At 63.8% G+C, this 25,099-nt stretch carries 25 protein-coding genes and 1 tRNA gene; 2 read left to right on the top strand and 24 right to left on the bottom strand.

The genetic code is table 11. The features are described 5' to 3' along the window. Positions 1–46: 46 nt before the first annotated feature. The 24 genes from DCN14_RS26645 to DCN14_RS26765 form a co-directional block, all read right to left on the bottom strand. Positions 47–469, bottom strand: a complete 423-nt coding sequence (locus DCN14_RS26645; protein WP_096507607.1) for a DUF1178 family protein — start codon at positions 467–469, stop codon at positions 47–49. 135 nt (positions 470–604) lie between these two features. Beyond that, complete coding sequence (locus DCN14_RS26650; protein ID WP_096507608.1) at positions 605–1,195, bottom strand: NUDIX hydrolase; 591 nt, start codon at positions 1,193–1,195, stop codon at positions 605–607. Between the two features lie 43 nt (positions 1,196–1,238). Continuing rightward, the gene (locus DCN14_RS26655) at positions 1,239–1,535 is read right to left on the bottom strand and encodes a DUF2818 family protein (RefSeq protein WP_096507609.1); all 297 of its coding nucleotides are present in this window, start codon (positions 1,533–1,535) and stop codon (positions 1,239–1,241) included. Beyond that, the gene (gene nuoN, locus DCN14_RS26660; RefSeq protein ID WP_172441934.1) at positions 1,535–2,989 is read right to left on the bottom strand and encodes an NADH-quinone oxidoreductase subunit NuoN; all 1,455 of its coding nucleotides are present in this window, start codon (positions 2,987–2,989) and stop codon (positions 1,535–1,537) included. Before nuoN ends, DCN14_RS26655 begins: the two co-directional genes overlap by 1 nt. A 36-nt stretch (positions 2,990–3,025) precedes the next feature. After that, the gene (locus DCN14_RS26665; RefSeq protein WP_096507611.1) at positions 3,026–4,516 is read right to left on the bottom strand and encodes an NADH-quinone oxidoreductase subunit M; all 1,491 of its coding nucleotides are present in this window, start codon (positions 4,514–4,516) and stop codon (positions 3,026–3,028) included. A 16-nt stretch (positions 4,517–4,532) separates the two neighbouring features. Beyond that, the gene (nuoL, locus tag DCN14_RS26670; protein WP_096507612.1) at positions 4,533–6,587 is read right to left on the bottom strand and encodes an NADH-quinone oxidoreductase subunit L; all 2,055 of its coding nucleotides are present in this window, start codon (positions 6,585–6,587) and stop codon (positions 4,533–4,535) included. A 17-nt stretch (positions 6,588–6,604) separates the two neighbouring features. Beyond that, entirely contained in the window at positions 6,605–6,910 is a 306-nt protein-coding gene (nuoK, locus tag DCN14_RS26675; RefSeq protein ID WP_084904490.1) for an NADH-quinone oxidoreductase subunit NuoK, read from the bottom strand. Between the two features lie 19 nt (positions 6,911–6,929). Continuing rightward, positions 6,930–7,580: an NADH-quinone oxidoreductase subunit J gene (locus DCN14_RS26680; RefSeq protein WP_096507613.1), complete on the bottom strand. Its 651-nt coding sequence runs from the start codon at positions 7,578–7,580 to the stop codon at positions 6,930–6,932. 104 nt (positions 7,581–7,684) lie between these two features. Continuing rightward, positions 7,685–8,173, bottom strand: coding sequence for an NADH-quinone oxidoreductase subunit NuoI (nuoI, locus tag DCN14_RS26685; RefSeq protein ID WP_006398806.1), 489 nt, complete (start codon positions 8,171–8,173; stop codon positions 7,685–7,687). Between the two features lie 15 nt (positions 8,174–8,188). Continuing rightward, positions 8,189–9,256, bottom strand: a complete 1,068-nt coding sequence (nuoH, locus tag DCN14_RS26690; RefSeq protein WP_096507614.1) for an NADH-quinone oxidoreductase subunit NuoH — start codon at positions 9,254–9,256, stop codon at positions 8,189–8,191. Beyond that, positions 9,257–11,587 carry an NADH-quinone oxidoreductase subunit NuoG gene (gene nuoG, locus DCN14_RS26695; RefSeq protein WP_096507615.1) on the bottom strand — a complete coding sequence of 777 codons (2,331 nt, stop codon included), beginning with the start codon at positions 11,585–11,587 and terminating at the stop codon, positions 9,257–9,259. Positions 11,588–11,672: 85 nt separating this feature from the next. Further along, positions 11,673–12,983 carry an NADH-quinone oxidoreductase subunit NuoF gene (gene nuoF / locus DCN14_RS26700; RefSeq protein ID WP_096507616.1) on the bottom strand — a complete coding sequence of 437 codons (1,311 nt, stop codon included), beginning with the start codon at positions 12,981–12,983 and terminating at the stop codon, positions 11,673–11,675. Beyond that, positions 12,980–13,465 carry an NADH-quinone oxidoreductase subunit NuoE gene (gene nuoE / locus DCN14_RS26705; protein ID WP_096507617.1) on the bottom strand — a complete coding sequence of 162 codons (486 nt, stop codon included), beginning with the start codon at positions 13,463–13,465 and terminating at the stop codon, positions 12,980–12,982. The genes nuoF and nuoE overlap by 4 nt, the downstream gene beginning before the upstream one ends. A 168-nt stretch (positions 13,466–13,633) precedes the next feature. Continuing rightward, complete coding sequence (locus tag DCN14_RS26710; protein WP_096507618.1) at positions 13,634–14,887, bottom strand: NADH-quinone oxidoreductase subunit D; 1,254 nt, start codon at positions 14,885–14,887, stop codon at positions 13,634–13,636. Between the two features lie 9 nt (positions 14,888–14,896). Further along, on the bottom strand, positions 14,897–15,499 hold the full coding sequence (locus DCN14_RS26715) for an NADH-quinone oxidoreductase subunit C (protein WP_096507619.1): 603 nt from the start codon (positions 15,497–15,499) through the stop codon (positions 14,897–14,899). A gap of 22 nt (positions 15,500–15,521) precedes the next feature. Further along, positions 15,522–16,001, bottom strand: coding sequence for an NADH-quinone oxidoreductase subunit B (locus DCN14_RS26720; protein WP_004186402.1), 480 nt, complete (start codon positions 15,999–16,001; stop codon positions 15,522–15,524). Between the two features lie 62 nt (positions 16,002–16,063). Further along, a complete protein-coding gene (locus DCN14_RS26725) occupies positions 16,064–16,423 on the bottom strand; it encodes an NADH-quinone oxidoreductase subunit A (RefSeq protein WP_096507621.1) in 360 nt (119 codons plus the stop codon). A gap of 155 nt (positions 16,424–16,578) precedes the next feature. After that, a tRNA-Leu gene (locus tag DCN14_RS26730) sits at positions 16,579–16,663 on the bottom strand. Positions 16,664–16,774: 111 nt separating this feature from the next. Further along, the gene (gene secG / locus DCN14_RS26735; protein WP_096507622.1) at positions 16,775–17,152 is read right to left on the bottom strand and encodes a preprotein translocase subunit SecG; all 378 of its coding nucleotides are present in this window, start codon (positions 17,150–17,152) and stop codon (positions 16,775–16,777) included. A 72-nt stretch (positions 17,153–17,224) separates the two neighbouring features. Further along, positions 17,225–17,980 (bottom strand): triose-phosphate isomerase, encoded by a 756-nt coding sequence (tpiA, locus tag DCN14_RS26740; protein WP_096507623.1) that lies wholly within the window; start codon positions 17,978–17,980, stop codon positions 17,225–17,227. 140 nt (positions 17,981–18,120) lie between these two features. Continuing rightward, positions 18,121–19,140 carry an NAD(P)H-quinone oxidoreductase gene (locus DCN14_RS26745; RefSeq protein WP_096507624.1) on the bottom strand — a complete coding sequence of 340 codons (1,020 nt, stop codon included), beginning with the start codon at positions 19,138–19,140 and terminating at the stop codon, positions 18,121–18,123. A gap of 143 nt (positions 19,141–19,283) precedes the next feature. Next, entirely contained in the window at positions 19,284–21,431 is a 2,148-nt protein-coding gene (pnp, locus tag DCN14_RS26750) for a polyribonucleotide nucleotidyltransferase (protein WP_096507625.1), read from the bottom strand. 290 nt (positions 21,432–21,721) lie between these two features. After that, positions 21,722–21,991, bottom strand: coding sequence for a 30S ribosomal protein S15 (rpsO, locus tag DCN14_RS26760; protein ID WP_006398792.1), 270 nt, complete (start codon positions 21,989–21,991; stop codon positions 21,722–21,724). A 118-nt stretch (positions 21,992–22,109) separates the two neighbouring features. Further along, positions 22,110–23,369, bottom strand: a complete 1,260-nt coding sequence (locus tag DCN14_RS26765) for a branched-chain amino acid ABC transporter substrate-binding protein (protein WP_096507626.1) — start codon at positions 23,367–23,369, stop codon at positions 22,110–22,112. A gap of 180 nt (positions 23,370–23,549) precedes the next feature. Between DCN14_RS26765 and DCN14_RS26770 the strand changes: the two genes are divergently transcribed. Further along, on the top strand, positions 23,550–24,062 hold the full coding sequence (locus DCN14_RS26770; protein ID WP_096507627.1) for a hypothetical protein: 513 nt from the start codon (positions 23,550–23,552) through the stop codon (positions 24,060–24,062). 372 nt (positions 24,063–24,434) lie between these two features. After that, positions 24,435–25,076, top strand: coding sequence for a carbonic anhydrase (locus DCN14_RS26775; RefSeq protein ID WP_096507628.1), 642 nt, complete (start codon positions 24,435–24,437; stop codon positions 25,074–25,076). Positions 25,077–25,099 lie beyond the last annotated feature (23 nt).

Here is a 25,099-nt window from a genome sequence, read left to right on the forward strand (position 1 = left end):
TCTCCTGGCCGCGGCCGTCCGGCCCGGCGAGGACACGCTGCGTACGTCATTGCAGCGGTTCTTTCAGCGCGGCAGGAATCGGCAACGGCATCACTTCGATGCCTTCTTCGGCGAGGGACTGCGCATCCTCCGGCGTCGTGACGCCACGAATGCTGCGCGCGGGCGCCTCGTTGTAATGGATGCGCCGCGCTTCCTCGGCGAAGCGCTCGCCCACGTTCTCGGTCTTCTCCAGCACCTCACGCAGCGCACGCATCGCCTGCGCCTGGAGCGCACGCGGATCGGCCGGCTTGGCCTGCGTCGCGCCAGACAGGTTCAGGCGCGGCGCCGACGGCATCCGGTTGATCTCGGTCGTCCCGCACACCGGGCATTCGACCAGCTTGCGGGACAACTGCGCTTCGAACTCATCGGCGGAAGCGAACCAGCCTTCGAACCGATGACCGTGCGGGCACTGTAAATCGAGGACCTTCATGCTGAATCAGGGCGTGTGACGAGTGTAGCGCAAAAAGCGCTTTTGTGAACGATCGTGCTAAACCAGGATCGCGCGGCCGGAGGCGGCCGCGTCATACGATTGTAACGCGGCGCCCTGCCCGCCGCTGACGTGCCGTCAGGGCTTCTGAACCGGGCCGAGCGGCCACGTGCCTGACAGCACCTTGTCGAGCCACATCGTGCCGATGATCGTCTTCACGTCGGTGATCTGGCCCGTGCGCACCCATTCCTGCAGGTCGGCCTGCGTCGCCGTGAAGGTTTCGAGAAACTCGCCTTCGTCGAGCTTGCGCTCGCCGGCGGTCAGCCCGCGTGCAAGGTACAGGTCGATGAATTCGGTCGAGTAGGAAATGATCGGGTGGATCCGGGCCAGGAACACGTATTCGCGCGCCGTGTAGCCGGTTTCTTCGCGCAGCTCTCGCACCGCGCAGGCGAGCGCACCTTCGTTCGGGTCGAGCTTGCCGGCCGGAAATTCGGCCATGACCTTGCCGATCGGATAGCGATACTGGCTTTCCATCAGCACGCGGCCGTCGTCGAACAACGGGATCACCATCACGGCGCCCGGGTGCTGGACGTATTCGCGCGTGGCTTGCTTGCCGTCCGGCAGGCGGACGGTATCGCGCTTGAGCTTGAGGAACGAGCCTTCGAAAATCGCCTCGCTCTCGACGCAGGTTTCGGTCAGTGCGGCATCGTGATTGGGTAGTTCGGCCATCGGGCTGCTCCGGGGAAGTGGGCACGCGACGGCCGAAGGCCGGTCAGCGTCGTTTGACTAGATACTGGAACGTGAAGCCGGGGAACGCGAACACGACGAACAGACTGAACGTGATCGCGTAGAACTGCCAGCCTTGTTCGAAGCGGTTGCCGGCGCGCGACTCGAGCCAGAAGCCGAGTGCGCCGACGATGAAATACAGCACGATCAGCTCGCCGATCCGAACCCACGCGCTCTTCTTCGCCGCACCGATCGGCACGACGGCGAAGACGCGTTGGTTCAGGAACGGCACGTTGGCGCATACGAACGCCAACAGCACAATGAACCAGCCGGCTGCCGACATTACAGCGGCAGCGTGTGACGAATTGCCTGCAGGCAGGCCGTCAGCAGCGGGCTCGGGATCAGGCCGAGCACGACAACCGCGAGACCGTTCACCACGAGCAGCGTGCGCTTGCAGAAGTCGCCGGTGATCGGAGCCGTGTCCTGCGGCGCATCGAAGTACATCAGCTTGACGATACGCAGGTAGTAGAACGCGCCGAACAGCGACGTGATCACGGCCAGCACGGCCAGCCACGTCAGACCCGCGTTGACGGTCGCCTCGAGCACGGCGAGCTTCGCGTAGAAGCCGACGGTCGGCGGAATGCCGGCCAGCGAGAACATCATGACCATCATCACGAACGCGAACACCGGGCTGCGCTTGTTGAGACCCTTGAAGTCGTCGATCGTTTCCGCCTCGAAATCGCGGCGCGCGAGCAGCATCACCACGCCGAACGAACCCAGCGTCGTGATCAGATAGACGATCGCGTAGAACATCGCCGAGCTGTACGCACCCGCCGGTGCGGCCGCGTCGCCCTTCACGATGCCGGCGAGCAGGCCGAGCAGCACGAAGCCCATGTTCGAGATCGCCGAGTACGCGAGCATCCGCTTGATGTTGCGCTGGACGATACCGGTGATGTTACCGACGATCAGCGACAGCGCGGCGAGAATCACGAGCGCGGTCTGCCAGTTCTGCGCGAGCGGCAGCAGGCCCATCACCAGGAAGCGCAGGCCCCACGCGAACGCGGCAACCTTCGGGCCGCCGCCGACGAACAGCGTCATCGCGGTCGGTGCGCCCTGGTAGACGTCCGGCACCCACATGTGGAACGGCACGGCGCCGAGCTTGAACGCGATACCGGCGACGATGAAGATCACGCCGAACATCAGCACGGCAGCGTCGGTGTTGCCGCCGACCGCCTTGTACACCTCGCCCAGCTCGAGCGAGCCGGTCGCGCCGTAGAGCATCGAGATGCCGTACAGCACGAAGCCCGACGCGAGCGCGCCCAGCACGTAGTACTTCATCGCGGCTTCGCTCGACTGCGTGGCATCGGGGCGCAGCGCGATGATCGCGTACAGCGACAGCGACATCAGTTCGAGGCCGAGGTACAGCGTCAGGAAGTTGTTGCCCGACACCATCACCAGCTGACCGAGCAGCGAGAACATGCCGAGCAGGAACACGTCGCCGCGGAACATGTCGCGGTCTTCGAGGTACTTGCGCGAATAGACGAGCGTGACCGCGAAGCCGATCGACACGACGGCCTTCATCATGCTCGCGAACGAGTCGACGACGACCATCCGCGAGAAGAAGTAGTACTGCTGCGGATCCAGCGCCTGCACGGCGAACCATACGCCTGCGACGACCGACGAAACCACCGCGATCAGATAGGTGAGGCGGCGGCCGGCGGCACCCGTAAAGGTGTCGTTCAGCCATGCGACGACGATGGCGACCATCACCAGCGCGTCAGGCAACAGGACATTCATAGGAGCATTCATGATTTTGATTTCCTCCGCTCGCGATTACTGCGCCAGCGGCAGCTTGGACTGCGCGACGTGGGAGAGGAGGTTTTCCACGGAAACGTGCATCACGTCGGTGAAAGGCTTCGGATACAGGCCCATCAACAGCGTGAACGCGGCAAGCACGGCCAGCATCAGGAACTCGCGACGGCCGATGTCCTTCAGCTTGGCAACGTGATCGTTCGCAACCGCGCCGAAGTACACGCGCTTGTACATCCACAGCGTGTAGGCGGCGCCGAGGATCAGCGTGAACGCTGCGCCGAACGCGATCCAGAAGTTGTACTGGACGGCTGCGAGAATCACCATGAACTCGCCGACGAAACCCGAGGTGCCCGGCAGGCCGCAGTTGGCCATCGAGAACAGCATCGCGAACGCCGCGAACTTCGGCATCACGTTCACGACGCCGCCGTAGTCGGCGATCTGGCGCGAGTGCAGGCGGTCGTACAGCACACCGATACACAGGAACATCGCACCCGACACGAAGCCGTGCGAGATCATCTGGATGATCGCGCCTTCGACGCCGAGCTGGTTGAAGATGAAGAAACCGAGCGTGACGAAGCCCATGTGCGCGATCGACGAATACGCGACCAGCTTCTTCATGTCGGCCTGCACCATCGCGACGAGGCCGATGTAGATCACCGCGATCAGCGACAGCGTGATCACGACCGGCGCCAGGAAGTGGCTTGCGTCAGGCGTGATCGGCAGCGAGAAACGCAGGAAACCGTACGCGCCGAGCTTCAGCATGATCGCTGCCAGCACGACCGAGCCGCCCGTCGGCGCTTCCACGTGCGCGTCCGGCAGCCAGGTGTGCACCGGCCACATCGGCACCTTCACCGCGAACGCGAGGAAGAACGCGATGAACAGCAGGATCTGCGGCGTCATCGCGATCTTCGCGTCCTGCCACGTCGCGAGGTCGAACGAATGCGTCTGCGTGTACAGGTAGATCAGCGCGACCAGCATCAGCAGCGAACCGGCCAGCGTGTACAGGAAGAACTTGAATGCCGCATACACGCGATTCGGACCGCCCCACACACCGATGATGATGTACATCGGGATCAGGGTCGCTTCGAAGAACACGTAGAACAGCAGGCCGTCGGCCGACGAGAACACGCCGATCATGATCCCCGAGAGGATCAGGAACGCCGCGAGGTACTGCGCGACGTTCTCGGTGATCACTTCCCACGCGGCGATCACGACGATTACCGTGATCAGCGCGGTCAGCACCACGAACCACATCGACAGGCCGTCGACCCCCAGGTGATACGAGATGTCGAAGCGTTCGATCCAGGTCGAATGCTCGACGAACTGCAGCGCTGCCGTGCTCGAGTCGAAGCCCGTGATCAGCGGAATCGTGACCGCGAGCCCGAGCAGCGAACCGATCAGCGCGACCCAGCGGGCCGTCCCCGGCTTTCTGTCGTTACCCACCACGAGCACGAGGAGGCCGAAAACGATCGGCAGCCAGATCGCGGTACTGAGAATCGGAAAAGCGTGCATTAAGTTGTCCCCCGTCTTATTTGCCGCCCAGCGTCACAAACAGGGTCAGGAGCCCCAGCATGCCGATGATCATGGCGAACGCGTAGTGATAGATGTAACCGGATTGCAGGAAGCGGATCACGCTGGCGAACCAGCCGATGAACCGGGCGCTGCCGTTCACGAGGCCGTCGATCACCACGACGTCCCCCTCCTTCCACAGGCCTCGGCCGAGCGCCACCGAACCACGGGCGAACACCACCTCGTTGATCTTGTCCATGTAGTACTTGTTGTCGAGCAGCGTGTAGATCGGACCGCACGCGCGGCGGATCGACGCCGGCAGTTCCGGACGCTTCAGGTACAGGAACCACGCGACAACCACGCCGGCGAGCGCCAGCCACACCGGCAGGCCCGACACCGAGTGCAGGCCCATGCCCACCCAGCCGTGGAACTCCTCGGCCATTTCGGCCAGTGCCGGATGGTTCGCGCCGATGAAGATCACCTTGTCGAACGCGACGCCGTGCTGGAAGAAGTCGCCGAACAGCATCGGGCCGACCGCGATCGCACCGATGATCACCGACGGGATCGCCAGCAGGACCAGCGGCACCCACACGACCCACGGGGTCTCGTGCGGCTCGTGCGCGTGTTCGTCATGACCGTGGCCATGGCCGTGATCGTCGTGACCGTGTGCGGCCGCCATGCCCATCGGCGATTCCGGATGCTTCGGCTTGCGGAAACGCTCTTCGCCGTGGAACACCAGGAAGTACATGCGGAACGAGTACAGCGCCGTGACGAACACGCTCGCGACCACCGCGAAGTATGCGAAGCCCGAACCCGGCAGGTTCGACAGCTTCACGGCGTCGATGATCGAGTCCTTCGAGTAGAAGCCCGCGAAGAACGGCGTACCGATCAGCGCCAGCGAACCGACGAGCGACGTGATCCACGTGATCGGCATGTACTTGCGCAGGCCGCCCATGTTGCGCATATCCTGGTCGTGGTGCATGCCGATGATCACCGAACCGGCGCCGAGGAACAGCAGCGCCTTGAAGAACGCGTGCGTCATCAGGTGGAACACGGCGACCGGGTAAGCGGACACGCCGAGCGCAACCGTCATGTAGCCGAGCTGCGACAGCGTCGAGTACGCGACGACACGCTTGATGTCGTTCTGAATGATGCCGAGGAAGCCCATGAACAGCGCCGTGATCGCGCCGATCACCGTGATGAACGACAGCGCGGCGTCCGACAGCTCGAACAGCGGCGACATGCGCGCCACCATGAAGATGCCGGCCGTCACCATCGTCGCCGCGTGAATCAGCGCGGAAATCGGGGTCGGGCCTTCCATCGAGTCAGGCAGCCACACGTGCAGCGGGAATTGTGCCGACTTGCCCATCGCGCCGATGAACAGGCAGATACAGGCGACGGTCAGCAGGCCCCAGTCGGTGCCCGGGAAGTGCAGGCTCGCGAGCTCCGCGCGCTTCGCGAACACTTCGCCGTAGTTCATCGAACCCGCGAACGCGAGCAGCAGGCCGATGCCCAGCAGGAAGCCGAAGTCGCCCACGCGGTTCACGAGGAACGCCTTCATGTTCGCGTAGATCGCGCTTTCACGCGTGAAGTAGAAGCCGATCAGCAGGTACGACACCAGACCCACCGCTTCCCAGCCGAAGAACAGCTGCAGGAAGTTGTTGCTCATCACGAGCATCAGCATCGAGAACGTGAACAGCGAGATGTACGAGAAGAAGCGCTGGTAGCCGTCTTCTTCCGACATGTAGCCGATCGTGTAGATGTGCACCATCAGCGAGACGAAGGTCACGACGACCATCATCATCGCGGTCAGCGAATCGACGAGGAAACCGATTTCAAGTTTCAGCGAGCCGACGTTCATCCATTGATAGATGGTCGCGTTGAAGCTCGCGCCCCCCATCACGTCGAGGAAGACTTTCGCCGACAGCAGAAACGCGATCAATACGCCGAGGATCGTGATCCGGTGTGCGCCCTTACGCCCTACAGCGTTCCCGAACAGCCCCGCAATCAGCGAGCCGGCCAGCGGAGCGAGCGGAATCGCCAGCAGCAGGTTTTCATTGAGTGTCGTTGACATAACAGCGTTACCTGAAATTAGCCCTTGAGCTGATCGAGATCCTCGACATTGATCGTGTCGAGCTTACGGAACAGGGTCACCAGAATCGCGAGACCGATCGCCGCTTCCGCTGCTGCGACGGTCAACACGAAGAACACGAAGATCTGGCCGTGTATATCGCCGAGGTAGTGAGAAAACGCGACGAAGTTGGTGTTCACCGCCAGCAGCATCAGTTCGATCGCCATCAGGATGATGATGATGTTGCGGCGGTTGAGAAAGATCCCGACGATCGCGATCGCAAAGAGGATCGCGCCGAGCACGAGGTAGTGAGCAAGAGTCAACATGGTTTTCTTTTTCCTCCGCTTAGCCGTTGGTGCTCGTACCGGCTTCGCTCTGCGCCGTTTCCGGCTGCGGCTTTTCCGCTTCCATCTTCACGAGGCGCACGCGGTCGGCGCGACGCACCTTGACCTGATCCGACACGCGCTGGCGCTTGCTGTCCTTGCCCTTGCGCTCGGTCAGCCCGATCGCGGCGATGATCGCGACCAGCAGCACGAGGCCGGCGATTTCGAACGCGAAGATGTAGTCGGTGTAGATCACCTTGCCGATCAGTCGCGTGTTCGACCAGTCGGCCATCGCGCCCGTCGCCATCGCATGCGCCGAGTGCGTGTCGCCGTAGCCGCGCCACAGGATCAGCGCGGTCTCGACCACGATGATCGCGCCGACCACCGTTGCCATCGGCACGAAGCGCTTGAAGTCGCGACGCAGGTAATCGACGTTGATGTCCAGCATCATCACGACGAACAGGAACAGCACCATCACCGCGCCCACGTACACCAGCACCAGCAGGATCGCAAGGAACTCCGCTTCCAGCAGCATCCAGATCGCGGCGGCGTTGAAGAACGCCAGCACAAGGAAAAGCGCAGACGCCACCGGGTTGCGCGAAGTGATCACCTTCAACCCTGATACCACCAGGAGCAGCGCGAAGATGTAGAACAGTACGGTCGTGAATTCCATGATTACCGGTTCATCGTTAGGCCATAGTCAGGCGCGGCTTGCGGGACGCCCGCACCCGTCGCGGCGGCTGGCCCGTTGATGCCGGGCCGGCACTGCAAACACAATCAACGATACGGCGCGTCGGCAGCCTTCGCCGCTGCGATGTCCTTCTCGTAACGATCGCCCACTGCGAGCAGCATTTCCTTCGTGAAATACAGGTCGCCGCGCTTTTCGCCGTGGTACTCGAGAATCTGCGTCTCGACGATCGAATCGACCGGGCAGCTCTCTTCGCAGAAACCGCAGAAGATGCACTTCGTCAGGTCGATGTCGTAGCGCGTCGTGCGGCGCGTATTGTCCGCGCGCGTTTCCGATTCGATCGTGATCGCCAGTGCGGGGCACACGGCCTCGCAGAGCTTGCACGCGATGCAGCGCTCTTCGCCGTTCTCGTAGCGGCGCAGTGCATGCAGCCCGCGGAAACGCGGCGAAATCGGGGTCTTCTCTTCCGGGAACTGCACGGTGAACTTGCGCCGGAACGTGTAACGGCCGGTCAGCGCGAGCCCCTTCAGCAGCTCCGTCAGGAAGAAGGTCTTAAAGAAGTGTTGGATTGCCGTCATGATTTCGTCCGATCTTTACTTCACCCAGATGTTGAGCGGCGACATCATCCAGAAGCCGACCACGACCACCCAGATCACCGTGACGGGCAGGAACACCTTCCAGCCCAGGCGCATGATCTGGTCGTAACGGTAGCGCGGGAACGTCGCGCGAACCCAGATGAACACCGACAGCAGCGCGAATACCTTCAGCACCAGCCAGAAGATGCCCGGAATGAACGACAGGAATTCGAACGGCGCATCCCAGCCGCCGAGGAACAGCGTCGCGGCCAGCGCCGAGATCACGATCATGTTGATGTACTCGGCGAGGAAGAACAGCGCGAACGCCATACCCGAGTAATCGATCATGTGACCCGCGACGATTTCCGACTCGCCTTCCACCACGTCGAACGGGTGACGGTTCGTTTCGGCGATGCCCGACACGAAGTAGACGACGAACGCCGGCAGCAGCGGCAGCCAGTTCCACGACAGGAAGTTCACGCCGTGGCCGGCGAAGAAGCCGTGCTGTTGCGAGCCGACGATTTCCGACAGGTTCAGGCTGCCTGCCGTCATCAGCACGAGCACCAGTGCGAAGCCCATCGAGATTTCGTACGAAACCATCTGGGCTGCTGCGCGCATCGCACCGAGGAACGCGTACTTCGAGTTCGACGCCCAGCCGGCGAGAATCACCGCGTACACGCCGATCGACGAGATCGCCATCGCATACAGCAGGCCGGCGTTCACGTTCGCGAGCACGGCTTCGGCCTGGAACGGGATCACTGCCCACACGGCAAACGCCGGCACGACGGTCATGATCGGCGCGACCAGGTAGAGCCAGCGGCTAGCGGCGCTCGGCTGAATGACTTCCTTCAGCAGCAGCTTCAGCACGTCGGCGATCGGCTGCAACAAGCCGCCGGGGCCGACGCGGTTCGGGCCGAGACGCACGTGCATCCAGCCAATCAGCTTGCGTTCCCACAGAATCAGGTACGCGACGCACAGCAGGATGACGACGGCGACGACGAGGATGCGCACGAGTGCCCACACCGTCGGCCACGCGAAGCCGAGAAGCTGGGCCCCGCCCGCGTTGATCGTATCGAACAAGCTCATTTACGCCTTCTCCACCACCAGTTCACCGAACAGGCTGCCGAGCGCTGCGCCGGCAGGCGTTGCCGCCGACACGCGAACGACCGTCTCCGCAAGATTCGCGTCGCGCACGGCCGGCAACTGCACCGCACGCTCGCCCTGGCGCACGCGCACCGCGTCGCCTTCCTTCAAGCCCAGCTTGTCGAACAGCGCGGCCGGCAGGGCTGCGACGTTCGCCGCCTTCGCGGCAGCCGTCAGGTGCAGCGCACCCGCGCGGCGCACGAGTGCGTCGGCATGATAGATCGGCACATCGGCGAGACGCTCGAAGCTGCCGTTCGCGGCATTCGCCGCAACGCGCACCGGCGCGACCGACGTCTTGTTCGACAGGCTGCCCGCGACGCCGGCATCGCCGAGCGCGGCAAGACGCACTTCTTCGGCGGTCTCGTATTCGAAGTTCGGCAGGCCGAGGAGACTGCCAAGCACGCGCAGCACCTTCCACGCCGGACGCGTGTCGCCGAGCGGGCGCACGACGCCGTTGAAGCTCTGCACCGAGCCTTCGGCGTTCACGTACGTACCGGCCGTTTCCGTGAACGGAGCGATCGGCAGCACGACGTCCGCGTAATCGAGGCCGTGCTTGAACGGCGACATCACGACGACCATTTCAGCCTGGTTCAGCGCGGCAAGCGCCTGCGCCGGATCGGCCGTGTCGAATTCCGGCTCGACGTTCAGCAGCACGTAGCCCTTGCGCGGCTGCGCGAACGCTTCGCGTGCGTTCAGGCCGCCTTCGCCCGGCAGTGCGCCGACGACGTGCGCGCCGACCGTGTTCGCCGCTTCCGTCAGGAAGCCGAACGTGGCGCCGGTGTTCTCGGCGATCCACTGTGCAACGGCATGCAGCTTCGCGAACTCCGGATGACGGACGACCACGTTGCCGAGCAGCACCGCGCGGCGCTCGCCGTTCGCGAGCGACTGTGCGACAGCCTGGGCGGCCGGCGATGCCGTGACGCCCGCGAGCGTGTCGGGCAGCGCGACGCCGCGCAGTTGCGCGACGGCCGCAGCGATGCCAGCGAGTTCGTCGAGCCATGCCGACGGCGCGGCGACGATGCGCTTCGCGGTACGGATCAGCGAGTCGTCGGCGGTCGCATGCAGGAAATGCAGCTGCGCGCCGTTCTTCGCGGCCTGACGCAGGCGTGCGGCGAACAGCGGATGGTCGCGGCGCAGGAACGACCCGACGATGAACGCGGCATCCACGTTCGACAGGTCGGCGATCGGCATGCCGAGCCACGGTGCGCCCTGGACCGGCGCCGAGAAATCCTGCTGACGCAGACGGAAGTCGACGTTCGGCGTCTTCAGTTCGTTGGCGAGCTGCTTCACGAGGAACAGCTCTTCGGCGGTGCTGTGCGCGCTTGCGAGCATCGCCAGCGCGTTCGCGCCGTGATCCGCGGCGATACCCTTCAGCCCCTTCGCGACGTATTCGAGCGCGGTCTGCCAGTCGGTTTCGATCCACTGGCCGCCCTGCTTCAGCATCGGCTTGGTCAGGCGCTCTTCGCTGTTCAGGCCTTCGTACGAGAAACGATCCTTGTCCGAGATCCAGCATTCGTTGATCGCTTCGTTCTCGAACGGCAGCACGCGCATCACGCGGTTGTTCTTCACCTGCACGACGAGGTTCGCGCCGACGGAATCGTGCGCGCTCACCGACTTGCGGCGCGACAGTTCCCACGTACGGGCGCTGTAGCGGAACGGCTTGCTGGTCAGCGCGCCGACCGGGCACAGGTCGATCATGTTGCCCGACAGTTCGGAATCGACCGTCTTGCCGACGAACGTCGTGATTTCCGAGTGCTCGCCGCGGCCCAGCATGCCGAGCTCCATCACGCCGGCGATTTCCTGGCCGAAGCGGACGCAGCGCGTGCAGTGGATGCAACGCGACATTTCTTCCATCGAGATCAGCGGGCCGACGTTCTTGTGGAACACCACGCGCTTTTCTTCCGAGTAGCGCGACGACGACTTGCCGTAGCCGACCGCCAGATCCTGCAGCTGGCATTCACCGCCCTGATCGCAGATCGGGCAGTCGAGCGGGTGGTTGATGAGGAGGAATTCCATCACCGCCTGCTGACCCTTCACGGCCTTCTCGGACTGCGTGCGGACGATCATGCCGGCCGACACGGGCGTCGCGCAGGCAGGCACGGCCTTCGGCATCTTCTCGACTTCGACAAGACACATCCGGCAGTTGGCCGCAACCGACAGTTTCTTGTGATAGCAGAAGTGAGGAATGTACGTATCAGCCTTGTGTGCAGCCTGGATCACCATGCTGCCTTCGGGCACCTCGACCTTCTTGCCGTCTATTTCAAGTTCAACCATGATGGTGAATGGTCCTTAACCTATTTTCGCCCGCTCGCGCCTTGGCCCGACCGTGCGCTCAAATTCCGCAACCCGGTGCTTCGCTTCAGGCCGCTGCCGCGTGTGCGTGACCGCCGACCATGCAATGCTTGTGCTCGACGTGGTATGCGAATTCGTCCCAGTAGTGCTTGAGCATCCCGCGCACCGGCATCGCCGCTGCGTCGCCGAGCGCGCAGATCGTGCGGCCCATGATGTTCTCCGCAACCGAATTCAGCAGGTCCAGATCTTCCTGGCGACCTTCGCCGTGCTCGATACGATTCACGACGCGATACAGCCAGCCGGTGCCTTCACGGCACGGCGTGCACTGGCCGCACGATTCCTCGTAGTAGAAGTACGACAGACGCAGCAGCGAACGCACCATGCAGCGCGTCTCGTCCATCACGATCACCGCGCCGGAACCGAGCATCGAGCCCGCCTTCGCGATCGAGTCGTAATCGAGATCGGTCTGCATCATCATCTCGCCCGGAATCACCGGCGCCGACGAGCCGCCCGGAATCACGGCCTTGATCTTGCGACCGCCGCGCATCCCGCCGGCGAGCTCCATCAGCGTCGCGAACGGCGTGCCGAGCGGCACTTCGTAGTTGCCCGGACGCTCGACGTCGCCCGAGACCGAGAAAATCTTCGTGCCGCCGTTGTTCGGCTTGCCGATCTCGAGGTAATTCTGCGGCCCGATGGACAGCAGGAACGGCACCGCGGCAAACGTCTCGGTGTTGTTGATCGTGGTCGGCTTGCCGTACACGCCGAAGCTCGCCGGGAACGGCGGCTTGAAGCGCGGCTGGCCCTTCTTGCCTTCGAGCGACTCGAGCAGTGCCGTTTCCTCGCCGCAGATGTACGCGCCGTAACCGTGGTGCGCGTGCAGCTGGAACGAGAATTCCGAGCCCATGATGTTGTCGCCGAGGAAGCCCGCGGCGCGCGCTTCCTCGAGCGCTGCCTCGAAGCGTCGATACACTTCGAAGATTTCGCCGTGGATGTAGTTGTAGCCGACGGTGATGCCCATCGCGTACGCGCCGATGGCCATGCCTTCGATCAGCGCATGCGGGTTCCAGCGCAGGATGTCGCGATCCTTGAACGTGCCCGGCTCGCCTTCGTCCGAGTTGCAGACGAGATACTTCTGCCCCGGGAACTGACGCGGCATGAAGCTCCACTTCAGGCCGGTCGGGAAGCCCGCACCGCCACGGCCACGCAGGCCCGACGCCTTCACGTCGGCAATCACCTGCTCGGGCGTGATCTTTTCTTCGAGAATGCGGCGCAGCTGCTTGTAGCCGCCGCGCGCAACGTAGTCTTCGAGGTGCCAGTTCTCGCCGTTCAGACCAGCGAGGATCAGCGGTTTGATGTGACGGTCGTGGAGGGACGTCATTTCGAAAGCTCCTCAAGCAGCTGGTCGATCTTCTCGCGGCTCATGAAGCTGCACATTCTGTGATTGTTCACCAGCAGCACCGGCGCATCGCCGCACGAGCCCATGCATTCGCCTTCCTTCAGCGTGAACTTGCCATCGGGCGTGGTCTCGCCGAAGTCGATGCCCAGCTTCTGTTTCAGGTAGTCGGCCGTCGCTTCGGCGCCACCGTGCGGGCCCAGCTGGCACGGGAGGTTCGTGCAGAGCGTGATCTTGTGCTTGCCGACCGGTTTGAGCTCGTACATCGTGTAGAACGTCGCGACTTCCTGCACCGCGACGGCCGGCATGCCGAGATAGTTCGCGACGAACTGCATCAGTTCGGGCGACAGCCAGCCGTGCTCTTCCTGAGCAACGGCCAACGCCGACATCACGGCGGACTGTTTCTGATCGGCGGGATACTTCGTCAACGCTCGATCGATTTCTTTCAGGCCTTCAGCTGAGATCATTTTCAGACACGACTCTTTCAATTCCTACCGAACGAACAACCTGCCGCACTGCGGTGCATGCACGGCAGACCTGGCGCTCACTGTTGACAGCTTGCGAAGCCGCGCCGGTTCAGCGCGCATCGCGTGTGACTGACTGCTCGCCGCCCGCTCGCGCAGGCGGCGCAACCATTAGCGATCGATTTCGCCGAACACGATGTCCTGCGTACCGATGATCGTGACGGCGTCGGCAATCATGTGACCGCGCGCCATTTCGTCGAGCGACGCGAGATGCGCGAAGCCCGGTGCGCGAATCTTGAGGCGATACGGCTTGTTGGCACCATCCGACACGAGGTAGATGCCGAATTCGCCCTTCGGATGCTCGACTGCCGCGTACGCTTCGCCTTCCGGCACGTGAAAACCTTCAGTGAAGAGCTTGAAGTGGTGAATCAAGTCTTCCATGTTGGTCTTCATGCCGACGCGCGACGGCGGCGCAATCTTGTGATTGTCGGTCATCACCGGGCCCGGATTCTTGCGGAGCCACTCAATACACTGTTTCGCGATACGGACAGACTGGCGCATTTCTTCGACGCGCACCAGATAGCGGTCGTAGCAATCGCCGTTCACGCCGACCGGCACATCGAAATCCATGCGATCGTACACTTCGTACGGCTGCTTCTTGCGCAGATCCCACGCGATACCCGAGCCGCGCAGCATCGGGCCGGTCATGCCCATCTGCAGCGCACGTTCCGGGCTGACGACGCCGATCCCGACCAGACGCTGTTTCCAGATCCGGTTGTCGGTCAGCAGCGTTTCGTATTCGTCGATGCACTTCGGGAAGCGCGTGAAGAAGTCGTCGATGAAGTCGAGCACCGAGCCGCTGCGCGCTTCGTTCATCTTCGCGAGCGCCTTCTCGTTGCGAATCTTCGACGCCTTGTATTGCGGCATTGCGTCAGGCAGGTCGCGATAGACGCCGCCCGGACGGTAGTACGCCGCGTGCATCCGTGCGCCGGACACCGCTTCGTACACGTCCATCAGGTCTTCGCGCTCGCGGAATGCGTACAGGAACACCGCCATCGCGCCGACGTCGAGTCCGTGAGCGCCGATCCACATCAGGTGGTTCAGCACGCGCGTGATCTCGTCGAACAGCACGCGGATGTACTGCGCGCGCTCCGGCACTTCGATGCCGAGCAGACGTTCGATCGCGAGCACGTAACCGTGCTCGTTGATCATCATCGACACGTAGTCGAGACGATCCATGTACGGCACGGACTGGATGAAGGTCTTGTTTTCCGCGAGCTTTTCAGTCGCGCGGTGCAGCAGGCCGATGTGCGGATCGGCGCGCTGGATGACTTCGCCGTCGAGCTCGAGCACCAGGCGCAGCACGCCGTGCGCCGCCGGGTGTTGCGGGCCGAAGTTGAGGGTGTAGTTCTTGATTTCTGCCATGACGCCCCCTTAATGTTTCAGACCGCCATAGCGATCCTCGCGGATCACGCGCGGCGTGATTTCGCGCGGCTCGATCGTCACCGGCTGGTAGACCACCCGCTTCTCTTCCGGGTCGTAACGCATTTCGACGTAGCCCGACACCGGGAAGTCCTTGCGGAACGGGTGACCGATGAAGCCGTAGTCGGTAAGGATGCGGCGCAGATCGGGGTGCCCTTCGAACACCAGGCCGTACAGGTCGAACGCTTCGCGCTCGTACCAGTTTGCGGAGGTCCAGATGTCGACGACCGATGCCACGATCGGCAGATCGTCGTCCGGCGCGAATACGCGAAGGCGCAGGCGCCAATTGTTCGTGACCGACAGCAGCTGCGACACGGCGGCAAAACGCGGGCCGTCGTAGGCGCCGTCGCCGTAGGTCTGGTAGTCCACGCCGCAGAGGTCGATCAGCTGCTCGAAACGGAGCTTCGGATCGTCGCGCAGCGTCTTTGCGACTTCGAGGTAATCACTCGCCTTCACGACGAGCGTCAGTTCACCGATCGCTTCGGTGAGGCTCACCACGCGCGCGCCGAGCGCGGCTTCGAGGTTTGCCTTGAGGGTCTCGATTTTGCTTGCCATATTGAGGGGACGCTCGGGGGCTTTATTGACGGGCGATGGTGCTGGTGCGGCGGATCTTCGCCTGAAGCTGGATCACGCCGTAGACGAGCGCCTCGGCAGTGGGCGGACAACCCGGCACGTAGACGTCGACCGGCACGATCCGGTCACAGCCGCGGACCACCGAGTACGAGTAGTGGTAGTAGCCGCCGCCATTCGCGCACGACCCCATCGAGATCACCCAGCGCGGCTCGGCCATCTGGTCATACACGCGGCGCAGTGCCGGCGCCATCTTGTTGCAGAGCGTGCCGGCAACGATCATCACGTCGGACTGACGCGGGCTCGGACGGAACACGACACCGAACCGGTCCAGGTCATAACGGGCCGCGCCCGCATGCATCATCTCGACGGCGCAACACGCGAGCCCGAACGTCATCGGCCACAGCGAGCCGGTACGCGTCCAGTTGATCAGCTTGTCAGCCGTCGTGGTGACAAACCCTTCCTTCAAGACCCCTTCGATACTCATTTGCTTTCCACTCCAGACGGGCGACCCAGCGTGGCCGCCCATGCAAACCGGCGATTAGCCCATCACTCCCAGTCGAGGCCGCCCTTCTTCCAGATGTAGGCAAAGCCCAACAGGAATTCGAGCAGGAAAATCATCATTGCGATGAAACCGGGCCAGCCGATGTCCCGCAGCGCAACGCCCCACGGAAACAGAAATGCGGTTTCGAGATCGAAGATGATGAACAGGATGGCGACGAGGTAGTACCGGACGTCGAATTTCATCCGGGCGTCTTCAAAGGCTTCGAAGCCGCACTCGTACGGTGCGTTCTTCTCGACGTCCGGCTTGTTGGGACCAAGAAGCTTGCCGATGCTGATCAGCGCTATACCTAAACCAGTGCCCACGAGGAGGAACAACAAGACGGGGTAATAGGCTGCGAGGTTCAAGGCAATCCTCTATCGGTTAGTTCTGAGCGTCCGGAGAATACCACTTCCGGAGAAAGGAATCATTTCGGAGTGCCTGCAATCACAAGACAATCGCAAGACACACCCCAGAAATGAAAAATGCCAGCCACTCGGAAGCGGCTGGCATTGAGTAACTTTGGTGCCGACGGCGAGACTCGAACTCGCACAGCTTTCGCCACTACCCCCTCAAGATAGCGTGTCTACCAATTTCACCACGTCGGCACTGCATGCAACTCGGGTCGTACTGCCTGTTTCCCGCGAATCGCTTCAAGAATTAAATTCTAACCTGACTTTCAAAATTGTTCAACGCACAACGGCAAATATTTCAGTTTTTTATTTCGGAACATCCTGGCCCGGCGCGCTCGCGGCCGAAGCCGTCGCGGCGGACGCGGCAACAGCCGGCGCCGACGCAGCAGGCGCCGATGCGGGTGCGGTCGCAACCCCGCCCAGCACGCCCGCCGACGGCGTCGACTTGTACGAGCCGAGATACGTCAGCGTGAGCGTCGCAACGAAGAAGACCGTCGCGAGCACGGCCGTCGTGCGCGACAGGAAGTTCGCCGAGCCGGTCGCACCGAACAGGCTGCCCGACGCGCCGCTGCCGAATGCGGCGCCCATGTCGGCGCCCTTGCCGTGCTGCAGCAGCACGAGACCAATCACACCGAGTGCAGACAGTACCTGCACGACAATAATCAGCGTCTTGAATAACAGCATCACACCCACCCGATTGGATCAGGCGACCGGACCGACCGGCCGCCATCATGGTTCAATTCGATCCCGAGCCGCTCAACGTGCAGCCCGGCAGATCGCCAGGAAATCTTCCGCCTTCAGCGACGCGCCGCCGATCAGGCCGCCGTCGATGTCCGGCTGCGCGAACAGCTCTTCCGCGTTGTCCGGCTTCACGCTGCCGCCGTACAGCACGGACACGTCCGCAGCGCCCTTCGTCGCGAGACGCGCACGCAGGAATGCGTGCACGTCCTGCGCCTGCGCCGACGTCGCGCTCTTGCCCGTGCCGATCGCCCAGACCGGCTCGTACGCGACGACGATGCGCGCCGCTTCGTCAGCCGTCAGCACGGCCAGCACGGCGTCGAGCTGCGCACCGACCACCTGCTCGGTCGCGCCCGCTTCGCGCTCGTCGAGCGTTTCGCCGACGCACACGACGGGCGTAAGGCCTGCCGCGAGCGCGCGCTGCGTCTTCGCTGCAACCGTCTCGTTGCGCTCGCCGTGATACGCGCGACGCTCCGAGTGACCGACGATCGCATACTGCGCGCCGAACTCCGCAACCATGGCGGCCGCCACTTCGCCCGTGAACGCGCCCTGCTCGTGCGCGGACACGTCCTGCGCGCCGAACGCGACACGGCCATCGCCGAGCTGCGCCTGAACCTGCGCGAGGTAAGGGAACGGCACGCACACGCCGATCGACGTTTCAGCCGCCACCGCGCCCGCACCCTGCACCACTTCGTTCAGCAATGCCTGGTTGCCGGCCAGTCGGCCATGCATCTTCCAGTTGCCGATCACTCGCTTCGTTCTTTGTTTCGACATCGTGTCTGTCTCGTCACTATCTTGTCATCAACGCGCCGGTAACCGGCCGTCAGGTTGGATCTGGCGAAGCAAACCCGCGATTTTACTGCGCGCGACTTGAACCGGTCAAACCGCGCATGTCAAGCCCGCTGCGCGGACCCTCACGCGTTCGCGCCCCAATCGAGCACGATCTTGCCGATGTGCTCGCCGCTTTCCATCAGCGCATGCGCCTGCGCGGCCTCGCCGGCCGGCAGCACACGGTAGATGACCGGCTTGATGCGCCCCTCGGCGATCAGCGGCCACACGCGCGCCTTCAACTGCGCAGCGATGCGCGCCTTGAACTCGACCGGACGCGGGCGCAGCGTCGAGCCCGTCACCGTCAGCCGGCGGCGCAGGATCTCGTTGAGGTTCACCTCGGCCTTCGCGCCGCCGAGCAGCGCAATCAGCACGAGCCGGCCGCCGTCCGCAAGCGCGGACAATTCGCGCGGCACATACGAGCCCGCCACCATGTCGAGGATCACGTCGACGCCGCGATCGTGCGTCAGCGACTTCACGACCCCGACGAAATCCTCGGTCTTGTAGTCGATCGCACGTTCGGCGCCGAGCGCCTCGCATGCGCGGCATTTGTCGGCATTGCCGGCCGTCGCGAACACGCGAAAACCGAGCGCGTGCGCAATCTGGATCGCCGTCACGCCGATCCCGCTCGAGCCGCCCTGCACAAGCAGCGTTTCCTGCCCGCCGCCCTCGCCCGCACCCAGTTGCGCGCGATCGAACACGTTGCTCCACACCGTGAAGAACGTTTCGGGCAACGATGCGGCTTCGATGTCGGTGAGCTCGTCGGGCACCGGCAGGCATTGCGGCAGCGGCGCCACCGCATACTCGGCATAGCCGCCGCCCGCGAGCAGCGCACAGACGCGATCGCCGAGCTTCAGGCCGAACGGATTCGACGCGACATCCGACAAGTCGCCGCCGACGATCTCGCCCGCCACTTCGAGCCCCGGCAGGTCCGACGCACCCGGCGGCGGCGCATACGCGCCCTTGCGCTGGAATACGTCCGGCCGGTTCACGCCGGAAGCCGTCACCTTGATCAGCACCTCGCCGCGCTTCGGTTCGGGGCGCGGACGCTCCGCGAGCTTCAGCACGTCGGGGGCGCCGAATTCGGTGATTTCGATGGCTTTCATGGTGGTCGCTCCAGGATCGGAATCGGGGGACGGGCCCGTGCGCGGCACGGACAGCTCGCCGGCGCTGCTGCGCCGCACAACGATGCTACAGAAAAAACGGCCGGCACGCTTTCGCACTGCCGGCCGTTTTCACGCCTGTCCGCTTACTGCTGCGGCGGCGTATCCGACTGCGACGCGGCAGCTGCTTCGTTCAGCAGCGCCTTGGCCGACAGACGCACACGACCCTTCTCGTCCGTCTGGATCACCTTGACCTTGACCTGTTGACCTTCCTTCAGGTAGTCGTTGATGTCCTTCACGCGCTCGTTGACGATTTCCGAGATGTGCAGCAGGCCGTCCTTGCCCGGCAGCAGGTTCACGATCGCACCGAAATCGAGCAGCTTGAGCACCGTGCCTTCGTACACCTGGCCGACTTCGATCTCGGCCGTGATTTGCTCGATGCGCTTCTTCGCTTCGGCCATGCCTTCGCTGTTCGTGCTCGCGATCGTCACGACACCGTCATCCGAGATGTCGATGGTCGTGCCGGTTTCTTCGGTCAGCGCGCGGATCACCGAACCGCCCTTGCCGATCACGTCGCGGATCTTTTCCGGGTTGATCTTGACCGTGATCATGCGCGGCGCGAATTCCGACAGCTGCGTGTTCGCACCCGCGACCGCCGACGTCATCTTGCCGAGGATGTGCATGCGGCCTTCCTTCGCCTGCGCGAGCGCGACCTGCATGATTTCCTTCGTGATGCCCTGGATCTTGATGTCCATCTGCAGTGCCGTCACGCCTTGTTCCGTGCCGGCCACCTTGAAGTCCATGTCGCCGAGGTGATCTTCGTCGCCAAGGATGTCGGTCAGCACCGCGAACTTGTTGCCTTCGAGGATCAGGCCCATCGCGATACCCGCGACGTGCGCCTTCATCGGCACGCCGGCGTCCATCAGCGCGAGGCAGCCGCCGCACACCGAGGCCATCGACGACGAACCGTTCGATTCGGTGATTTCCGACACGACGCGGATCGAGTAGCCGAATTCGTCGGCGCTCGGCAGGCACTTGACCAGCGCGCGCTTCGCGAGGCGGCCGTGGCCGATTTCGCGGCGCTTCGGCGAGCCGACGCGGCCCGTTTCGCCGGTCGCGAACGGGGGCATGTTGTAGTGGAGCATGAAGCGCTCGCGGTATTCGCCTTCGAGTGCGTCGATGATCTGCTCGTCACCCTTCGTGCCGAGCGTCGCGACGACGAGCGCCTGCGTTTCGCCACGCGTGAACAGCGCCGAACCGTGGGTGCGCGGCAGCACGCCGGTGCGGATCTCGATCGGACGCACGGTGCGCGTGTCGCGACCGTCGATACGCGGCTCGCCGTTCAGGATCTGCGAACGGACGATCTTCGCTTCGATGTCGAACAGGACGTTGCCGACGGTGGCCTTGTCGGCCGCGACCGTGCCGGCCGCCAGCGCGTCTTCCTCGAGCTTCGCCGAGGTCGCCGCGTAGACTTCCTTCAGCTTCGTCGAACGCGCCTGCTTGTCGCGCAGCTGGTAAGCCGCGAGCAGGTCGTTCTGCGCCAGTTCCGTCACGCGTGCGATCAGCGCCTCGTTCTTCGGCGCCGGCTGCCAGTCCCACTCGGGCTTGCCGCCTTCGCGCACGAGTTCGTGGATCGCGTCGATCGCCGTCTGCATCTGCTCGTGACCGAACACGACCGCGCCGAGCATCACGTCTTCCGGCAGTTGATCGGCTTCCGATTCAACCATCAGCACCGCGCGCTCCGTACCGGCGACGACGAGGTCGAGGCTCGATGCCTTGATCTGGTCACGCGTCGGGTTCAGCACGTAGGCGTTGTCGATGTAGGCGACGCGCGCGGCACCGACCGGGCCGTTGAACGGCAGGCCCGACACGGCGAGCGCAGCCGATGCACCGATCAGCGCGGGGATGTCCGCCGGGATTTCCGGGTTCACGGACAGCACGTGGATCACGACCTGCACTTCGTTGTAGAAGCCTTCCGGGAACAGCGGACGCAGCGGACGGTCGATCAGGCGCGACGTCAGCGTCTCGTGCTCCGACGGACGGCCTTCGCGACGGAAGAAGCCGCCCGGGATCTTGCCGGCCGAGTAGGTCTTTTCGAGGTAGTCGACGGTCAGCGGGAAGAAATCCTGACCCGGCTTCGCCGACTTCGCGCCGACGACGGTTGCCAGCACGACGGTATCTTCCACGTCGACGATCACGGCACCGCTCGCCTGACGGGCGACTTCACCGGTTTCGAGGCGCACCTTGTGCTGGCCCCACTGGAATTCCTTCACGACCTTGTTGAACATGGACATGGTTGCTCCTTTGAATTCATTCATTTCATTCGCCGCCCGGGCCATCCCGCGCGGCGGCGTCCCGACTGAATCACCAGAGCAAGGTGTGTTTTTTATGCCATTCCAGTGCGTCGCTCGAAGAGCAGCGCGCTGGAATGACACAAATCCCGACCCCGGCATCAGCCGTTCCGGCAGCCCGGCATCCACGTGCCGAACGACCTGCGGTGCGCGTGACGCTACGCACCGCGCAAAAACAAAATGCCTGCATCAGCGGACTGACACAGGCATCTTGCTGGCGGCAATCGCCTCGATTACTTACGCAGACCCAGCTTCTCGATCAGTGCGCGGTAACGGTCGGCATCCTTGCCCTTGAGGTAGTCGAGCAGCTTGCGGCGGCGGCTCACCATGCGCAGCAGGCCGCGGCGGCTGTGGTGGTCCTTCGCGTGGGTCTTGAAGTGACCCGTCAGTTCGACGATACGTGCGGTCAGCAGTGCGACCTGGACTTCGGGCGAACCCGTGTCGTTGGTACCGCGGGCGAACTGAGCAACGACTTCCGACTTCTTGATATCTGCAACAGACATGTGATTTCCTTTGTTTCCTACTTGCTAGCTAACAGGCGGACACGGAAGAATGGCCGTGCCGTGACTTACAACCGGCGGGCATTGTAGCACAACTGCACGCCGTTCCTACCGCCCCCTGTCACGGGCGCGTCATCGAACAGGTCGACGGCATCTGCGTGCGCTGCGCGGGCACCGCGAGAACCGTCCGGAAACCGTAGCCGGAGCCCTCGTTGTCGAAGCGCACGCCGGGCGTGCCGACCTTGTCCATTTCCATCACGTAAAGGGGCTGGGTCAGCTGGTGATCCTGCGCGCGCATGGCGGACGCATGGAAACCGTCGTCGAACGACAGCCCCTCCAGCGCGCGCGCCACCGCGACGGGGTCGACCGAGCCGGCCCGATTCATCGCGGCCGCGAGCATCTCGACCATCAGGCTCATGCGGCGCACCGGGTAGTCGTCCTGCGGCGCCGGGAAACGGGTCCGGAACGCGCGGTAGAACGCGCCAGACTTCGCGCCGCCCGCGTTCGGATGCCAGTCCGCGACGGCCACCACCCGCCCGACGCCCGCGTCGCCGAGCGCGGCCGGCGCGCCGAGGCTGTTGCCGTAGAACGTATAGAACTTTGCGTTGAGCCCCTGCTCGCGCGCGGCCTTCACGAGCAGCGTGAGATCGTTGCCCCAGTTGCCGGTCACGACCGCGTCCGCGCCGCTCGCGCGGATCTTCGCGATATACGGCGAGAAATCCTTGATCCGGCCGATCGGATGAAATTCGTCGCCGGCGATCGTCACGTCGGGACGCCGCTCGGCCAGCGCCTGCCGCGCCAGCGCGCTGACGTCGTGGCCGAAGCTGTAGTCCTGGTTCAGCAGATAAACCTTGTGCAACGTACGATCGCGCGCCATCACGTCGGCCAGCGCGGCCATCCGCATCCCCGCGTGCGCGTCGAAACGGAAATGCCAGAAGCTGCAATGCGCGCCGGTCAGCGCCGGATCGTCGGCCGAATAGTTGAGGAACAGCATCCGGCTGTCGGGATTGCGCGCGTTCAGCTTGTCGAGCGCCGCGACGAGTGCCGCCGCGACCGCCGAACTGTTGCCCTGCGCGACGAATCCGATGTGCCGGTCCGCGGCCACGCGCAACTGGACGAGCGCTTCTTCCGGGCTGCCCTTGCTGTCGAGCACGACCAGCTCCAGCGGATGCGCGCCATCGCGCAGCTTCACGCCACCCGCCGCGTTGACCTGTTCGACGCCGAAGCGCAGGTTGCGCTCGACGGCCGCGCCCGCGTTCGCGAACGGGCCGGACATGCCTTCGATCAGCGCGATCCGCACCGGCTCGCCCGTCGCGTACGCGGACGACGCCAGCATCCACCCCGCGCTCAACGCGAGCGCACACCGCTTCCACAGCTGCATCGGCTACCTGCCCTTCAATCCGGTCGAGAAGCGCGGATCATAGGCCGCCGGCCCCGTCGCCCGCAAGCATGGCGAGACACGACACGCCGGCGGCGATCCCGCACCGATTTTTTCGGCGCGATGCGCCGGCGCGCGCCGTCCGTGATACAACTGAACTGTCAGAGAGTTCTGGAGGATCCCATGCGCATTCGCATTCCCGTGCGCCTGCCGGTGCTGGTCGCCAGTGCGGCGGCGCTGCTCGCCGGTTGCGCGCAACCGTGGCAGCAATACCAGGCCGGTCAGGACGAGTCGGCGATCGTCGCACGCATGGGCCCGCCGCGCGAGATCTACGATCTGCCCGGCGGCGGCAAGCGCCTGATGTGGCCGACCCAGCCGATGGGCGAGACCACCGTCGCGGCCGACGTCGACGCAGCCCACAAGATCGTCAACGTGCGCCAGGTCCTGCAGCCGAGCGAGTTCTATCGCGCGGAAATCGGCAAATGGACGAAGACCGACGTGCTCGTCAATTTCGGCCGGCCGGTCGAGACTTCCTACTTCCCGCTGATGAAGCGCGAAGTGTGGACCTACCGGTATCTGGAAGACAACGTCTGGTACATGATGTACAGCTTCTACTTCGATCCGCAGGGCATCCTGCGCATCACGCAGAAAACACCGGACCCGCTGCACGACCCCGACCGCCGCAATCTGTTCTGAACGATTGCGCAATTTCCGCGCAATTTCCCGATGGCCATTCACGAATAAAAACGTGAATGGCCATTTCATTTTTCCGCCCTATTCGGTTGATCCGGAAAAGAGATCGGCAATCCTTTCCGATCGACTCGCTGTCGCGATGTCGTCGAGCGGAATCCCTTACCGGAAGGGAAACCGGCATGCGCAATGCATGTCATGCGTTGCATGAGTGCATGCGGCGCACCTCGACATTCCTATTTGAAACAATTTGTATCTGTGGCACCGAGTGCTAGGGCATACCCCTAATATCGGTCGAAAGAGACCTTTCAATTCCGAAAGGATTCGGCAGCGCCATTTCGAGTGTGCGTTGTCTATCCCAATTTAAAAGGATTCCTCATGAATCGCCCCAAGAGCATGCTGGTCGCCAACATCGCCTGGGCCCGCGAGACGCGCGAACACACGCCCGGCTTCTTCGACGCACTCGCGCGCGGCCAGAATCCGCGCGTGCTGTGGATCGGCTGCGCCGACAGCCGCGTGCCGGCCGAAACGATCACGCACTGCGCGCCGGGCGAACTGTTCGTCCATCGCAACATCGCGAACCTGTTCCATCCCGACGACGACAACGCCGCAAGCGTGCTCGAGTACGCGGTGCGCGCGCTCGAGGTCGATCACGTGATCGTGTGCGGCCACTACGGCTGCGGCGGCGTACGCGCATCGCTGCTGCCGCCGCCGACCGACCTGCCGCACGTCGCCCGCCGCATCGCGCCGCTCCGCGCGCTTGCGCGGCGCCATCGAGACACGCTCGGCGGGCTCGACGACGCGGCGGCGGCCGACCGCCTCGCGGAGCTGAACGTGCTCGAACAAGTGAAGCTGCTGCGTGCGTCGCCGATCGTGCAGGGCCGCCCCCGACCGCCCCTCGTGCACGGCTGGATCTTCTCCGTCGCCGACGGCCGCCTGACGGAGCTCGATTCCGGCTACACGGCGCCGCCGGTCGCAGCCGAACCACAGCACACCGCCACGGCCGTCGCATTCGGCTGACCCGCGCCCTACCCCAACGCCCA

It is taken from the genome of Burkholderia sp. IDO3, from assembly GCF_003366075.1.
GTDB lineage: Bacteria > Pseudomonadota > Gammaproteobacteria > Burkholderiales > Burkholderiaceae > Burkholderia > Burkholderia anthina.